Annotated in this window: 17 protein-coding genes and 1 pseudogene; 14 read left to right on the forward strand and 4 right to left on the reverse strand. The window is 32.5% G+C overall.

The window, feature by feature from the left end; all coding sequences use genetic code 11:
* Nucleotides 1-251: 251 nt before the first annotated feature.
* The 4 genes and pseudogenes from BJL90_RS13680 (at nucleotide 252) to BJL90_RS13690 (ending at nucleotide 2,446) form a co-directional block, all read left to right on the forward strand.
* Complete coding sequence (locus tag BJL90_RS13680; RefSeq protein WP_070969047.1) at nucleotides 252-491, forward strand: hypothetical protein; 240 nt, start codon at nucleotides 252-254, stop codon at nucleotides 489-491.
* Between the two features lie 19 nt (nucleotides 492-510).
* Entirely contained in the window at nucleotides 511-657 is a 147-nt protein-coding gene (locus tag BJL90_RS22070) for a hypothetical protein (protein ID WP_156778811.1), read from the forward strand.
* Nucleotides 658-681: 24 nt separating this feature from the next.
* A pseudogene (locus BJL90_RS21550) lies at nucleotides 682-1,209 on the forward strand (IS607 family transposase); the annotation flags it as partial.
* Between the two features lie 37 nt (nucleotides 1,210-1,246).
* Nucleotides 1,247-2,446, forward strand: a complete 1,200-nt coding sequence (locus BJL90_RS13690) for an IS200/IS605 family accessory protein TnpB-related protein (protein WP_070969053.1) — start codon at nucleotides 1,247-1,249, stop codon at nucleotides 2,444-2,446.
* Between the two features lie 384 nt (nucleotides 2,447-2,830).
* Here the strand turns inward: BJL90_RS13690 and BJL90_RS13695 are convergent, their stop codons facing one another.
* On the reverse strand, nucleotides 2,831-3,016 hold the full coding sequence (locus BJL90_RS13695; RefSeq protein ID WP_070969056.1) for an alpha/beta-type small acid-soluble spore protein: 186 nt from the start codon (nucleotides 3,014-3,016) through the stop codon (nucleotides 2,831-2,833).
* A 239-nt stretch (nucleotides 3,017-3,255) separates the two neighbouring features.
* Between BJL90_RS13695 and BJL90_RS13700 the strand changes: the two genes are divergently transcribed.
* Nucleotides 3,256-3,465 carry a small, acid-soluble spore protein, alpha/beta type gene (locus BJL90_RS13700; protein WP_070969060.1) on the forward strand — a complete coding sequence of 70 codons (210 nt, stop codon included), beginning with the start codon at nucleotides 3,256-3,258 and terminating at the stop codon, nucleotides 3,463-3,465.
* A gap of 46 nt (nucleotides 3,466-3,511) precedes the next feature.
* On the opposite strand, the gene BJL90_RS13705 is transcribed toward BJL90_RS13700, so the two are convergent.
* Nucleotides 3,512-4,912: an MATE family efflux transporter gene (locus tag BJL90_RS13705; protein ID WP_070969063.1), complete on the reverse strand. Its 1,401-nt coding sequence runs from the start codon at nucleotides 4,910-4,912 to the stop codon at nucleotides 3,512-3,514.
* A gap of 235 nt (nucleotides 4,913-5,147) precedes the next feature.
* On the opposite strand from BJL90_RS13705, the gene BJL90_RS13710 reads away from it, so the two are divergent.
* From BJL90_RS13710 to BJL90_RS13730, 5 genes are all read left to right on the forward strand, one after another.
* Complete coding sequence (locus tag BJL90_RS13710; protein WP_070969066.1) at nucleotides 5,148-5,996, forward strand: AraC family transcriptional regulator; 849 nt, start codon at nucleotides 5,148-5,150, stop codon at nucleotides 5,994-5,996.
* A 307-nt stretch (nucleotides 5,997-6,303) separates the two neighbouring features.
* A complete protein-coding gene (gene hflX / locus BJL90_RS13715) occupies nucleotides 6,304-7,602 on the forward strand; it encodes a GTPase HflX (protein ID WP_070969069.1) in 1,299 nt (432 codons plus the stop codon).
* A gap of 220 nt (nucleotides 7,603-7,822) precedes the next feature.
* The gene (locus tag BJL90_RS13720; RefSeq protein ID WP_070969071.1) at nucleotides 7,823-8,263 is read left to right on the forward strand and encodes an NUDIX hydrolase; all 441 of its coding nucleotides are present in this window, start codon (nucleotides 7,823-7,825) and stop codon (nucleotides 8,261-8,263) included.
* Nucleotides 8,264-8,434: 171 nt separating this feature from the next.
* Complete coding sequence (locus tag BJL90_RS13725) at nucleotides 8,435-9,082, forward strand: YigZ family protein (RefSeq protein WP_070969074.1); 648 nt, start codon at nucleotides 8,435-8,437, stop codon at nucleotides 9,080-9,082.
* 59 nt (nucleotides 9,083-9,141) lie between these two features.
* On the forward strand, nucleotides 9,142-9,537 hold the full coding sequence (locus BJL90_RS13730; RefSeq protein ID WP_070969076.1) for a CoA-binding protein: 396 nt from the start codon (nucleotides 9,142-9,144) through the stop codon (nucleotides 9,535-9,537).
* Nucleotides 9,538-9,647: 110 nt separating this feature from the next.
* Here the strand turns inward: BJL90_RS13730 and BJL90_RS13735 are convergent, their stop codons facing one another.
* Together BJL90_RS13735 and BJL90_RS13740 are read right to left on the reverse strand one after the other, a co-directional pair.
* On the reverse strand, nucleotides 9,648-10,013 hold the full coding sequence (locus BJL90_RS13735; protein WP_070969078.1) for a sulfite exporter TauE/SafE family protein: 366 nt from the start codon (nucleotides 10,011-10,013) through the stop codon (nucleotides 9,648-9,650).
* On the reverse strand, nucleotides 10,013-10,372 hold the full coding sequence (locus BJL90_RS13740; protein ID WP_070969081.1) for a sulfite exporter TauE/SafE family protein: 360 nt from the start codon (nucleotides 10,370-10,372) through the stop codon (nucleotides 10,013-10,015). The genes BJL90_RS13735 and BJL90_RS13740 overlap by 1 nt, the downstream gene beginning before the upstream one ends.
* Before the next feature lie 188 nt (nucleotides 10,373-10,560).
* Between BJL90_RS13740 and cysK the strand changes: the two genes are divergently transcribed.
* The 4 genes from cysK to BJL90_RS13760 all read left to right on the forward strand — a co-directional run bounded on the left by cysK (nucleotide 10,561) and on the right by BJL90_RS13760 (nucleotide 13,799).
* Nucleotides 10,561-11,478, forward strand: a complete 918-nt coding sequence (gene cysK, locus BJL90_RS13745; RefSeq protein WP_070969085.1) for a cysteine synthase A — start codon at nucleotides 10,561-10,563, stop codon at nucleotides 11,476-11,478.
* A 38-nt stretch (nucleotides 11,479-11,516) separates the two neighbouring features.
* Nucleotides 11,517-12,278, forward strand: a complete 762-nt coding sequence (gene nadE, locus BJL90_RS13750) for an NAD(+) synthase (RefSeq protein ID WP_205684242.1) — start codon at nucleotides 11,517-11,519, stop codon at nucleotides 12,276-12,278.
* Nucleotides 12,279-12,361: 83 nt separating this feature from the next.
* Nucleotides 12,362-13,078, forward strand: coding sequence for a YebC/PmpR family DNA-binding transcriptional regulator (locus BJL90_RS13755; RefSeq protein ID WP_070969088.1), 717 nt, complete (start codon nucleotides 12,362-12,364; stop codon nucleotides 13,076-13,078).
* Nucleotides 13,079-13,274: 196 nt separating this feature from the next.
* On the forward strand, nucleotides 13,275-13,799 hold the full coding sequence (locus BJL90_RS13760; RefSeq protein ID WP_236904921.1) for a YbaK/EbsC family protein: 525 nt from the start codon (nucleotides 13,275-13,277) through the stop codon (nucleotides 13,797-13,799).
* The last annotated feature ends 88 nt before the right edge of the window (nucleotides 13,800-13,887 follow it).

Below are 13,887 nucleotides of genomic sequence, written 5' to 3' on the forward strand. Positions count from 1 at the left end.
ATACAGTAATTATAGGTATTTGGATGAAGATTGCAACTAAGTATTTACTCGATGCTTTATTTCAAATATGAGAGATATAGCCGATGAAACATCCTCATAAATGGGGAATGAAGATAATTTTTGAATTAAAAGGTTTCTATGTAAGTTCTATAGAAATCTATAGAAAATAGTAATTTAGAAGAAGTGCTTGAAGTGTATAATTTTAGAAAAGTTTATAAATGATTTTGATACATAAAGGGAGATTGGAAGCAATGAAGAATGTAGTTTTTTTAGAAGTGACTATGTTAATCGTTTTAGGCGTTTTAATATATGTTTTTTTCAAACAATTAAATAGGAAGAGATATTTAGGGAAGCTTATTTATCAAGTACCTAGAGACTTTAATACTGAGACTTTTAAGAGGAAAATAACTAAATTGTGGAATATCCAAGAAAAGAGAAAAGAAAAAATTGATAGCATATTTAGCTACTACATCAATAAAAGTCGTGTTTAAAATATAAGGGGTTTTCAGCATGTTTTTTTTAGCCATTACAGATGAAATAGTATTTCCTGATATAAAAACAATGGCTGATGGAAGAACTATATCATATATTAATCTTTATCAAGAAGATGTCAAAAAGGAGTCCATTATAGCTCTTATTGAAGGTTTGGATAAATAATCAGACCTCTCATATGGCCATAGAAGAATAGAAGAGTCTGAGATTAACAGGCTTTTAAATAAAGAAAGTAAGCATAATGAAGCTAATCAAAATTCAAATAAAAATTTATATATATACTGTAGAGTTTCCACTAAAAAACAAGCAGAGAGTGGCAATCTAAGCAGACAAGAAGATAGGTTAATCCTTCATGCTTATAAAAATAATTACAACATAGTAAATGTATATAAAGAGATTGCTAGTGGAATAAACGAAAATCGTGCTCAGTTATTAAAAATGTTAGAGGGCATTAAAAACAAAGAAGCGCAATACGTTTTAGTGGAATATAAAGATAGATTGGCTAGATTTGGCTATACTTATCTTGAAAAATATATCAAAGACCATGGTGGAGAAATTATTATTCTAGACCAACAAGACGATAAGGATGAAAATCAAGAATTAGTAGAAGATTTAATTGCTATAACCACTTCTTTTTCTGCTAGAATTTATGGGAAGAGAGGTGGCAAAAAAGTAGCTAAAAGGGTTGAAAATATATTAAAAGAAGAAAAAGCCTAAAAAAACTGATTTAGAAACATGTTTAAAGGGTTTATCTATGCGTTTAGAAAAGCTACAAAAAAGAGAATTATACTTAAGGGAATGTCAAGAAAAAGGCATTATTCCAAAGGTTATATTTGGAGGTAGGAAAAACTTCTTTAAAAGAATGGAAGGCAAAATTTCTAATAAAGAGTGGAAAGAACTTCGCTCAAACCATGCATACTCTAGGGGAGATAAGGCTAAATCAGGTAATCTTAATATTAGGCTTGTTTATGAAAAAGATAAATTTTATATAGAAATAGCTGATACGCTTAAAACTAAAGATAAAAATAACCGTAGTCCTAGAATTAAAGCAGAGGTTAGCATTCCTGATAAATTCTTTAATAAAGTGATAGATACAATAATTCCAGATAAGGGCTATAATGTTAAGACTAAAAAACAAGTAGACATCTATAAGCCATATACAATACAAATAATAAGAAAAAAGAATGAATACTATGTTCACTTAACTATTGAAGAAGAGGTTTCAGGTAGAGAGCTTGGATTTAGTGAACTTCCTGTAGATGATAAGGTTGCGGGTATAGATATTAATATAGACAGGATCGCTTTAACTATCCTGTCTAAAGAGGGAAATTTCTTAAAAAGCAAAGTTTTTTATTATCATGAGATGGAATATGTAAAGTCAAACAGAAGAAGTAACTTAGCGGGTGAAACCGCTAAAGAGGTTATAGATGATTCACTTAGTGAAAATATTGGTGCTATCGTAATTGAAGATTTAAAGTTTAGCCAAGATCACGATACAAATAAAAAATTTAATAGACTAACTAGTAATTTTGCTAAGCAAAAGTTAGTGAATGCACTTACTCATAGAGCATTAAGACATGGCTTTTTAATTAAAAAAGTAAATCCCGCTTATACCTCTGTAATAGGTAAATACAAATATTCAAAAATTTATGGGTTATCGGTGCATGAGGCAGCTAGTTTTGTGATTGGCAGAAGAGGTCTAGGTTTTGTTGAAAAACTACCTAAAGAGTTAATTAAAATACTTAAAAATGAAGTAAAGCCACATATCATTAAAACATTGGGTTCAATGGAAGAAACCTATAAAAAAAGTGAAAGTGGCAAATCTCAAAGAAAATTTTTAGGTATGCTATTAAGAAATATTGATGATTTCAAGCAAAATCATGCATGGAAAACATGGAATGTTGTCCAAAAAGCATTAAAATATAAAGAGCATAAGTTAGTTTTAGCTCTGTAACACCGCTTGGCATGGGGTTACTTGTGGAAAGAATGCCTTATGTCAGCACAAAACCCTCCCTAACAGGGAACCACAGATTGTATCTTCTGCAATAGGCAGATGATAAGGCTTTGGCGTTTCTGATGGAATGGAGTGAGAATCTTCAGGGTAAAACAATGTTTTAGTATGCACAAATCTCATAGTTTAGTAAAAGTATATATTTGTGCAGATTTTTTAAACCAGGTATTTGGAAAAATTAAATGAAATTGTTCGATAAGTAATAATATTGGCGAGGCACTTAAAAGGTATTCTAAGAAACTGTAAATTTATAGAAAAATACCACTTTCTTAATCAATGAAAGTAGTATTTTTCTATAACAATGAAAGAAGTTTATACAGCTCTCTGCTAATTATTTTTATTATTATTTATTAGTTGCTTTTCCCCCATCTCAACTAATTTTCTTACAATATATCCAGTATGATTTGACGCCAAAGATCTCGGATCATTTACGCCAAATTCATGAGCAACTTCTGTTTTGAACTGTTCTAAAGCTTGACGAGCTTCGGGTATAACAAGTTTATTTTTAGCCAATCTTCTCGACTCCTTTTAACTTTGGTTTATACTAGCTTTGTATCTTATAGAATGTGTAAAAAATAAAGTAAATATGCTGAGCAAGGATGGTAATTCGATACAATTATAATAAGTTTCAGTTAAATCAAGCAACAATGATTACTTTTTATTTTTTGAAAATAACACCTTTAATTACCTAGTATTTAAATAGATATCGTACAAAAAATAGTATTAATTAAATCCAAAAGAGGTGACTTGCTTTGACTAGAAGAAAAATATTAGATCCTAATGCTGTAAAAGCTATGGAAGATTTTAAACAAGAAATGAGTGCTGAAATAGGGACACCAGAGGATGATTATTATATAGATGATGAATTTATGTATGTAGACTCTGGAGATCTTATACCTAAAGAAATAATTGAAGAGGCAGAAAGACAGATGGCTAACGAGAAGCAGGAAAAGCTGGATTAATTTCCAGCTTTTATTTTAGACAGAAATGCTTATTAAGAAAAGGACTTTATGAATCAGCAACAAGAATTAAATAATTTCCACCTTCCCTTTTCATTTTTTGAATGACAATGAAACATACGGCGATAGATGTAATGCCTACCAAACCATTACTAATCATCATAGCAATACCTACACTTTCACTACCTAAACTACTAAACCGTTGCAGTAGATACAAAGTTGGTATTCTAAATAAAAATAGACGAAGAAAATTGATGACTAATGTTAATTTCGTATACCCAAAACCATAAAGTAGACCCATAACAGCAGAGGTAATTGTCAATGTTGTTAAAGCGATAATTTCATATTTTAATATGTTTTTTATTTCCTGTGCAAACTGCAAATCACCTTTAGCAAAGATCCTGATGATAAGGTCTATGAAAATACCTGTCAACAGCATGCCTATTCCTCCGATAGCTAAACACACAATAAGTGTTTTCTTAAAAGCCTCTAATGCCCTATCAAAGTTTTTATTACCTAAATTTTGACTGATAATGGATGCTTCTCCATCTTGAAAACCATTGGCTACACTGGTTGCAATACCAGCAACATTATTGGAAATACCAAGAGCACCAACCACCATGCTCCCATAAAGCGTGCTCATGGAATTTACAATCACTTTACCAAAGCTAAAGGTAAACTTTTCAAAAAAGATCGGCAGAGCAAGATTTATGATGGGCCATAGAGTTTTTGGAGATAAATCTATGCTTTTGAGAGATAGTCTAAAGACATTATCAGCCCTCAACATATTGGAGATACCTATGATTGTTAATGACAAATGTGCTAATAAGGTAGCTATAGCCATCATGGTAATGCCAAAATTAAAAACATATACAAATAATGATGTAAGAATTAGCTTTATTCCAAGCACCATTAAATTTAGATGCAGAATGATTTTTGTATTACCTTTCGCCTTTTCTACAGCTATATATACACTATTGATAAAAATAGCAATAATCATAATGATTTCAACAGCAAAGTAATTACTACCAACATAGATAAGCTCCTCAGGGGTGTTAGCCATTCTAAGGATTGGTTTAATAAAGGGAAGCATAAAGGCTAGTAGTATAACACCAATACTTATTGCTAAAAATAGTAATGTATTTACATACTTTTTTGCATTTTTTATATCACCAGCACCATAGTATCTTGCAACAATAATCCCTCCTCCAACAGCTAAACCGGCGCCTATTGCTGCAATCATTGTTTTGATTTGAGAAAGATAAGCAATAGCAGAAACAACTTCTGATCCTATATGAGCTGCCATCATTGTATCTAAAAATCCAAATAAATGATTAAAGCCATTATAAACTGCTAGAGGAAGAGATAGAGATAAAACTACCTGCCACATATCTCCTTCTAATACAAACTTTCTCCTTTTACTGTCTTTTTTGTTTAAAACTTCACGCATATTTTGTCCATCCTCGCTTGTTTTTTGTATTCTCCAATAAATTTTCCATCTTCTATCTTAATCTCCTCGTCAGTGTTAAATATGAATAGAATATTTACTGGCGAATAAGTATATATAATTATACTTCAATAAGTTGTATAATTCTGCACAGATTTTGCTAAAATATTAATTTTATATGTTTATTTTGCTTTTTTGTTTTTCAAAGGAATGTTATAATACTTTATAGGTGATTATTATGAAAAAAACAGATATAGATTTTCATTATCCTGATGATTCATTTTATTTTTCCCAGCGTGAAGTGCTTGGGCACTTTAGTATGTTTTCTAATCACTTTCATAATCAATACGAACTTTACTATCTTTTATCAGGAGAAAGATATTACTTTATTAAAGATAGCATTTTCCATGTAAAACCTGGAAATATAGTATTAATTAATGAACATGATTTGCATAAAACAATAGATGCTGGTACACCAAACCATGTAAGAATTTTGATTAACTTTAGCAAAAATTATATTACGCCATCACCTTATATGGAGCAGCTTTTGTATCAACTTTTTTCGGGGAACAATCATGTGATTCCTTTTCTCCCAGGAGATCAACAATATGTAGAAGCTCTATTGGATAAAATTGCTCGGGAAATACAAAATAAAGTTATTGGCTTTGAGATTATTTTACAGTCGAGCCTGATGGAACTTTTAGTGTATATTAAAAGGTATATAGAAGAAAATCGACACAATATATTGGTACGTCCTAGTCCGATGCATGAAAAAATATCTGAAATTGTTCAGTATATTAATAATAATTACAGCGATGATCTATCTCTCCCATCTACTTCGAAAAAGTTTTTTATTAGTCAATATTATTTAAGCAGAGCCTTTAAGCAGGCAACGGGATTTACTTTTATTGAGTATATAAATAGCATACGGATTCGAGAAGCACAACGTTTATTAAGAGAAACAAATTATAAAGTGATTGATATTGCTGAAAAAGTTGGATTTAAAAATATTTCTCACTTTGGCAGAGTGTTTAAAGAGATCACAGGCTTTTCTCCATTAAACTATAGGAAATCAAATAAAGTGTAGAATAATCATTAAAAAATCCAAAATAATGCAGTTTTTAATATATCAAAACCTATAGTTATATGGCTGGTATAAGTGAAAAATTTGTAATAGTAAGAGTAATTATATCTTCCAGTTATAATACTAATGAAATAACCTTCTATGGCCAACAGCAGAAGATATATTCTTAAAAACATCTAAAAATGATGGATGCAATAAAAAATAAACTTCAAACTGTAATATGTAGTTCATTTATTCATATGCTTCCAATAAAAATTCTGCTATGATGATAATAGAAATAAAGCAAAAGTTAATAGGAGTGAAGAACATAATGGAAAGAGAAAATTTAGAAACTTTAAAGGAAATTCCTCAAATTAGAGGTTTGTTGGTAGGGCTAAGTGTTTCTAACAAAGTACAGGATGAATCTTTAGATGAATCTATGGAGGAGTTAGAGGAATTAGCAAAGGCTGCTGGGGTGGAGGTAGTTGCTGTGGTGGTGCAGAATAGACCTGCTGTTCATGTAGCCTACTATATAGGAAAGGGTAAAGTTCAAGAAATAAGTGAATTATGTAAGCATCATGAAATAGATCTAGTTATTTTCAATGATGAGCTATCCGGATCACAAATAAGGAATTTAGAAGAAGTTATTGGGGTAGACGTTATTGACAGAACTACTTTAATCCTAGATATATTTGCACAAAGGGCCCAGACAAAAGAAGGGAAGCTACAGGTGGAACTAGCTCAACTGAAATACCGCCTTCCAAGATTAACTGGTTTAGGAAAACAACTATCTAGGCAAGGGGGAGGTATAGGTACCAGAGGTCCTGGAGAAATGAAACTAGAAACCGATAGGAGACATATTTTAAGAAGGATTGATGATATAAGGGGACAGTTAAAAGACGTTAAAAAAGTTAGGGAAACCCAGAGAGCGCAACGATTAAAGTCAGATCTTCCTATTGTTGCATTAGTAGGATATACAAATGCAGGTAAATCTTCTTTAATGAATGCTTTTTTAAGGCAAAGTGAGGATTATGATGAAAAGCGAGAAGTATATGCAAAGAATCAGCTATTTGCTACTTTGGATACTTCTTTAAGAAAAATAATTTTGTCGAACAAATTTGAATTTCTTCTAACGGATACTGTTGGCTTTGTTAGCAAGCTGCCGCATGATTTAGTAGATGCTTTTAAGTCGACATTAGAAGAAGTAAAATATGCAGACCTATTAATCCATGTTATTGATGCATCCAATCAAAACTATGAACTGCAAAAACTAACAACTTTAAAAGTATTAAAGGAGTTAGGCGTGGATAACAAAAAAATTATTGACGTTTTCAATAAGTGTGATTTGCTGCAAGATCTATCAGAAGCGCCTAAAAGTGAAAACGCCATTTCTATTTCTGCAATCACCGGCAAGAATTTAGATCAATTAATACGTATGATAGATAATATGATTGGTAAAAAAATACTTGAAATAAGTTTGTTGATTCCCTACAATAAAGGAAATATTGTTTCCCAATTACACAAAGAAGCGGAAGTATTATCTACAGAGTATCAAGAATCTGGTATTGTCTTAAATGTTAATATAGAAGAAAACTACTATGAAAAATATAAAGAGTTTCATTTAGCATAAATATTCCCCCTCATGAGGGGAAATATTTATGCTAAATTTTTTTTGAATCATTTCAAAAAAATGGAATACACTATATAGTAAAGGAAATAAAAGTTACAAGAAAATTTGAGTAAATATTCTGAAAAAATATTGTAAATTTGTTTAAATTAGTGTATGATAGTAGATAATAACAATAATAGCAATTAAAAAACTAAAAATAATTCTTAAGGAGGTTTTAACCATGATTTTTAGAAATTGCGCAGGTGGGGTAGTCTTCTATGCAAATCAAGTGTTTCTCCTAAAAAATGAAAAAAGTGAATGGGTGTTACCAAAAGGTAAAATTCGTAATGATGATACTTCCATTGATGCGGCTTTGAGTCGTGTTAAGGTAGAAACAGGCATCGATGCCGAAATTCTATCAACAGCGGGAGATACATGTTACGAATTTTTTTCTATTTCAAGAAAACAGCCGGTATGCAACCAAATCACTTGGTATATAATGAAGGCAACAAATAAAGATTTTGAAATAAACAACAAACTAGGCTTTAAGGGAGGAGGATTTTATCCAATAGATGAAGCCTTAGATATAATTACTTATAGTCAAGATCAATCTCTTGTTAGTTTATCCTATAGAAAATATAAGGAAATTATGAAAGAAAAGAAAGAAAAACTAGCAGTATAACTTTTATAAACATAAAAAGAAGCAGCGAAGGCTGCTTCTTTTTGCGAGAAAATATGATATAATTATTAATTGATATTATATATAAATTAAGGCAAATTATATCCTTAAATAGATAAAAATTAGTTTGGGAGACAGTTTGTGGTCAATATATAGTAAAAGGAATGAAGTGTTATGTTGAAGGAATACAGAACCATTTATGAAGCAGGTGTTAAAGAAATTGTGATTGAGAAGTCTAGGTTCATAGGTTATGCAAAACCTATTATATCAGAGGAAGAAGCAGTTCAATTCATTGGAGAAATCAAAGCAAAACATAAAGATGCTACCCATAATGTGCCTGCTTATGTTGTCGGAGGAAATAATGAAATACAGAGATACAGCGATGATGGAGAGCCTTCTGGAACCGCAGGTATTCCAGTATTAGAAGTCATAAAAAAAGAAAATCTACGAAATGTAGCAGTGGTGGTAACCAGGTACTTTGGTGGTGTAAAGCTAGGCGCTGGAGGATTGGTAAGAGCCTACACAAAGGGAGCTAAAATAGCATTGGATGATGGAAAAATAGTTACCAAGCGGCTCTATAGAAGGATACATATAAAAATAGACTATACTTTGTTAGGGAAAGTTCAAAATGAAATCTTACAAAAGGGATACTTATTACAAAATACCGAATATGATGATGCAGTACATTTTTTTGTCTATATCCTTTTAGATGAGGTGGATTTATTTAAAAAACAAATGATAGAATGGACAAATGCTCGATGTGAAATCATAGAAAATGAAGAGAAATATCTTACTGAATTGGATAATCAAATTATCTTTTGATAAGAATAATATAGAATATCTAAGTGAAAAGAGCAAATTTAGATTTTAGGAGGAAAACTATGGATATTATTGAAAAAAATAAAAAAGAAATGCTAGAAAAGAAAGTTTGGGCTGTTGTTGGAGCTACTCCAGATACAAAAAAGTTCGGATACAAAATTTATAAAAAACTAAAAGAGCGTGGTTACACTGTTTATGGAATTAACCCTAACTGTCAGGAAATAGAGGGAAGTAAAATCTATTCTTCACTTAAGGATCTGCCTGAAAAACCAGAATGTGTTGATATGGTGGTTCGCCCCAATATCAGTAAGGTGGTGCTGGAGGAAATTAAAGACTTAGAAATACCCTATGTTTGGTTTCAACCGGGTACCTTTGATGAGGAGACTATTAACAAAGCAGAAGCGTATAATCTAAATATCGTTTATTATGATTGTGTTTTGGTGGCATTAGATCAGTAGGGTAAAGGTTTTTACCCTACACTGTTTTATCTAGAAAATCATGCTTTATAACTTTATGGGTGAAATAATGTGCAAAGGTACTTTTTTTAGATAAAAACAACCAAGCAAAGTTATTTCTCTCTTGGCACCTTATCTTTATACAAAATTTCATAAACCCCCATAATCAGAAGAAAAACACCAAACAATCGTCTTAAGCTAGAAGAAGGTAGTGTTAAAGCTAGTTTAGAACCTGCCCATGCTCCCAATAAACCAAAGAGTACAATAGGTAAGCTAAGTTTAAATAAAACATCTCTATTCTTCACATGAATAATCAATGCAACAATAGCAATGGGAATAAAAGAGATTAAATTAATGCTTTGAATTGTTTGCTGTTTAAAGTTCGTCAAAAAAATTAATCCAGGGATGAGTATCGTGCCCCCACCAATCCCCATGCCTCCAATAATCCCTGCAAATAACCCTAATATAAATATTGCCATTAAAACACCATCCTTAAGGCGGCTAAGATCATAAAAACGCCAAATATCTTTCTTAAGTAGCTATCAGAAAAGTGGGTTAGTGCTCTAGAACCGATATAGCTTCCTGCTATTCCCCCTAAAGCTACTTTCCAAGTCACATCTAATGCAGAAAAACCCTGGCTGTAATAAACAAAGCTGCTAACCAAAGCAAAGGGAAGAATAATGGATATAGCAGTAGCATGAGCCTTGTGTTGCGGAACGCTAAAAACAAAATTTAAAGCAGGGACAATAATTGTACCTCCTCCTGCTCCAAATAAACCATTAATCACACCAGCTATAAATCCTATGCCTATAATTTTAAGCCAATAAACACCCTTCATAACGATAACCACCCCAAGAGAAGATAATAACTAAAAAAACTTAGATGAAATTGCTTAGATTTCATATTCAGATAAAATTAATTTAACCATATAATATGAAACTATTCACCATAGTTTATTTACAGTGATGGATAATAAGCATATAATGTTTTTTAGAAGTCTAAATAGTAGAGAGGGGAAGATTCGTTATGAAAAAAGCCAATTATATCTACGAATTGATTGGTAATACACCAATGGTAAAGTTAAATCGAATTGTGGAGATGGGTATGGCAGATGTTTATCTAAAGCTAGAATTTTTTAATCCTGGGAGTAGCATAAAAGATAGAATTGCTTTAAGCATGATAGAAGCTGCAGAAAAAGAGGGAAAACTAAAGAAAGATTCTACTATTATAGAACCCACTAGTGGCAATACTGGGATAGGGTTAGCTATGATTGCTGCTGCTAAAGGCTATTCTATTATCCTAGTTATGCCTGAAACAATGAGCATAGAGAGAAGAAAATTATTGAAGGCTTATGGTGCTGAAATCCTACTTACACCTGGTGAAAAGGGAATGAAAGGAGCCATCGATAAAGCGCAAGAGCTTGTTGAACAAAATTCCAATTACTTTATGCCACAACAATTTGAAAATCCTGCAAACACTGAAGTTCATAGGAGATTCACTGCAAAAGAGATATGGGAACAGATGGAAGGGGAAATAGACGGGTTTGTAGCAGGGGTTGGTACAGGTGGCACATTGACGGGCGTAGGAGAGATACTAAAAGAAAAAAACAAAAACATTAAAATTATAGCTGTAGAGCCGTCAAAATCACCAGTTCTTTCAGGTGGGGAAGCTGGTCCTCATAAAATCCAAGGGATAGGTGCAGGGTTTACACCTGTTATTTTAAATGAAGCAATCATTGATGAAATTATCAAAGTAGAAGATGCAGTAGCCATGGAAGTAGCAAGAAAAATGGCAGCCATAGAGGGAATACTAGTAGGTATATCCTCTGGAGCTGCTATTCATGCAGCGCTACAAGTAGCAAAAAAATTAGGGGAAGGGAAAAAAGTAGTTGCAATAATCCCCTCTTGTGGTGAAAGGTATTTGAGTACAGAGTTATTTCAGTAGAAAAAGTATATAAATAAAGAATAGGAAGGGAGATTATCATGTCTAGCAGCAAAGAAATACAAGAAAAGATAAAAATTGTTGTAGATTGGCTTAGAGAACAAGTCAAGTCTTCTGGCACCAAGGGGCTAGTGGTAGGGATATCAGGGGGTATTGATTCTGCAGTAGTAGCGAATCTAATAAAAAAAGCCTTTCCCGATAACTCTATGGGAGTAATCTTGCCGATAAAAAGTACCTTAAAGGATGTAGAGGATGGAAGCTTAGTAGCGAATACTTGTGACATTTCTTATCTAACAATTGATTTGAGTCAGCAGCATGAAGATATTATGGGAAAAGTACTAGATGAATTAAAGAGAACAGGACAGTATAATGAAAATAATCTAAGAATGATGGATGCTAATCTAAGAGCAAGACTCAGAATGAGTACTCTTTATTCTATAGCGAATAATCTTCACTATTTGGTTGTTGGAACAGATAATGCTGCGGAAGTACATACTGGTTATTTTACGAAATATGGGGATGGCGGTGTAGACTTATTACCTATAGCTTCATTAAAAAAATGTGAAGTATATCAATGGGCTGAAGCTTTAGCTGTGCCTCAAGCAATTTTAGATAGAGCCCCTTCAGCTGGATTATGGGAAGGACAAACTGATGAAATAGAGATGGGGGTTACTTATAGGAGTATTGATCAATATCTAGATGGTAAATCTATTGATGAAAAAGATAAGGAGATTATTGATCGATTACATAAATCTTCTCAACACAAAAGACAGATGCCTCCTAGCCCAAAAATCAATATATAAATTGATTAGCAGCGATAGTTGTGATAAAATTTATTTGATAAAAATTCATAGAAGAAGTTCATATAGAGAAGGAGCGAATGAGAATGGGTCGAATTGGTAATATTAAAGATAGGAAGGCAAAGCAAGATTCCAAAAGAGCAAAGATCTACACAAAGCTTGCTAGATTGATAACTGTAGCAGCGCGAGAAGGGGGAACAGACCCTGAATATAATGCTAGCTTAAAAAGTGCCATAGACAAAGCTAAAGCAGGTAATATGCCAAATGATAACATAGATAGAGCTATAAAAAAAGCAGCGGGTGATGCTGGTGGAGACAAATATGAAAACATCATTTATGAAGGCTATGGACCAAGTGGTGTAGCTGTTGTTGTAGAAGCTTTAACAGACAATAGAAATAGAACTGCTGGAGAAGTAAGACATGCTTTTGACAAAAACGGGGGAAACCTAGGTACCACAGGTTGTGTTTCTTTCATGTTTGATAGAAAAGGACAAATTATTATAGAAAAAACTGATGCTATCGATGAAGAAACCTTGATGATGGCGGCATTAGATGCTGGTGCAGAGGACTTTATAGCAGAAGAGGAAGCCTATGAAGTAATTACATTACCAGAAGATTTTCCTGCTGTAAAGGATAAGTTATTAGAAGAAGGCTATAACTTTATTGAGGCTGACATTGTCTACATCCCTCAAACCCAAGCAGAACTTCAAGAAGCAGATGCGAAGAAAATGGAAAAATTAATCGATATGCTTGAAGATAATGATGATGTACAAGCGGTACATTATAATTGGAAGGAAGCTTAAAAGATATGAAAGTTCAATGTTTATAAAGGTTTTTGTGGATTGTTGAATAATGACATACATACAAATTTTTTATAAGCATTGACGTATGTTGAATTTTAATCCTCTGAGTTATGGATGTGCAAGTAGAACACCTTTTTATATGAATGTTTAATCAAAACGATTCATATAGGAGGGTGTTTTTCTGATATAATATATGATGATAAATTATGTAAATATAAGTAAATATAACAAAAAGGAGTTGAGTAAGCTGATGGAAGAAGTGTTACAAAGGGTGAAGGACTATATAGAAGCCTTACCGATAGAATTAAAAGTAATAGAATTTGAAGAAGGTAGTACTAAAACAGCACAAATGGCAGCAGACCAGCTGGGGGTAACAGTAGGAAAAATAGCAAAATCCATTTTATTTTTAGCTCAGGGGCAACCAACCTTGGTAGTTACCAGCGGAGATGTAAAGGTGCATACCAACGCTTTAAAAAAGATTTTAGGAGCTAAGCCTAAAATGGCAAAGGCGGAGGAATGTATTGAATTGACAGGATTTCCGCCAGGAGGTGTATGTCCTTTTGCTTTGAAAGCGCCTATAAAAATACTGATTGATAAAAGCATGGAGCGGTTTGATGTAGTTTATGCTGCTGCTGGAACTGCCAATACTGCTGTCCCCATCACAGTAGAAGAGCTTTTGATAATCACTCAGGGCGAACTGGTAGATATATGTGGAGAATAAAAGTCTTAATTTTATGGGAATATAAAGGCAGAATCAAGATTGAAAATCAAAGAAATTGATACATTAGTATTTTCTGATTTTATAAGGA

The organism is Clostridium formicaceticum, assembly GCF_001854185.1.
GTDB classification, from domain to species: domain Bacteria; phylum Bacillota; class Clostridia; order Peptostreptococcales; family Natronincolaceae; genus Andreesenella; species Andreesenella formicacetica.

Bases quoted from the DNA above. Each gene is read 5' to 3' on its own strand.
- BJL90_RS13705 (WP_070969063.1), bottom strand. From the start codon at position 4,912: ATGCGTGAAGTTTTAAACAAAAAAGACAGTAAAAGGAGAAAGTTTGTA.
- BJL90_RS13725 (WP_070969074.1), top strand. From the start codon at position 8,435: ATGTTGAAGGAATACAGAACCATTTATGAAGCAGGTGTTAAAGAAATT.
- BJL90_RS13735 (WP_070969078.1), bottom strand. From the start codon at position 10,013: ATGGCAATATTTATATTAGGGTTATTTGCAGGGATTATTGGAGGCATG.
- cysK (WP_070969085.1), top strand. From the start codon at position 10,561: ATGAAAAAAGCCAATTATATCTACGAATTGATTGGTAATACACCAATG.
- hflX (WP_070969069.1), top strand. From the start codon at position 6,304: ATGGAAAGAGAAAATTTAGAAACTTTAAAGGAAATTCCTCAAATTAGA.
- BJL90_RS13760 (WP_236904921.1), top strand. From the start codon at position 13,275: ATGATAAATTATGTAAATATAAGTAAATATAACAAAAAGGAGTTGAGT.
- BJL90_RS13680 (WP_070969047.1), top strand. From the start codon at position 252: ATGAAGAATGTAGTTTTTTTAGAAGTGACTATGTTAATCGTTTTAGGC.
- BJL90_RS13690 (WP_070969053.1), top strand. From the start codon at position 1,247: ATGCGTTTAGAAAAGCTACAAAAAAGAGAATTATACTTAAGGGAATGT.
- BJL90_RS22070 (WP_156778811.1), top strand. From the start codon at position 511: ATGTTTTTTTTAGCCATTACAGATGAAATAGTATTTCCTGATATAAAA.
- BJL90_RS13730 (WP_070969076.1), top strand. From the start codon at position 9,142: ATGGATATTATTGAAAAAAATAAAAAAGAAATGCTAGAAAAGAAAGTT.
- BJL90_RS13755 (WP_070969088.1), top strand. From the start codon at position 12,362: ATGGGTCGAATTGGTAATATTAAAGATAGGAAGGCAAAGCAAGATTCC.
- BJL90_RS13720 (WP_070969071.1), top strand. From the start codon at position 7,823: ATGATTTTTAGAAATTGCGCAGGTGGGGTAGTCTTCTATGCAAATCAA.
- BJL90_RS13740 (WP_070969081.1), bottom strand. From the start codon at position 10,372: ATGAAGGGTGTTTATTGGCTTAAAATTATAGGCATAGGATTTATAGCT.
- nadE (WP_205684242.1), top strand. From the start codon at position 11,517: ATGTCTAGCAGCAAAGAAATACAAGAAAAGATAAAAATTGTTGTAGAT.
- BJL90_RS13710 (WP_070969066.1), top strand. From the start codon at position 5,148: ATGAAAAAAACAGATATAGATTTTCATTATCCTGATGATTCATTTTAT.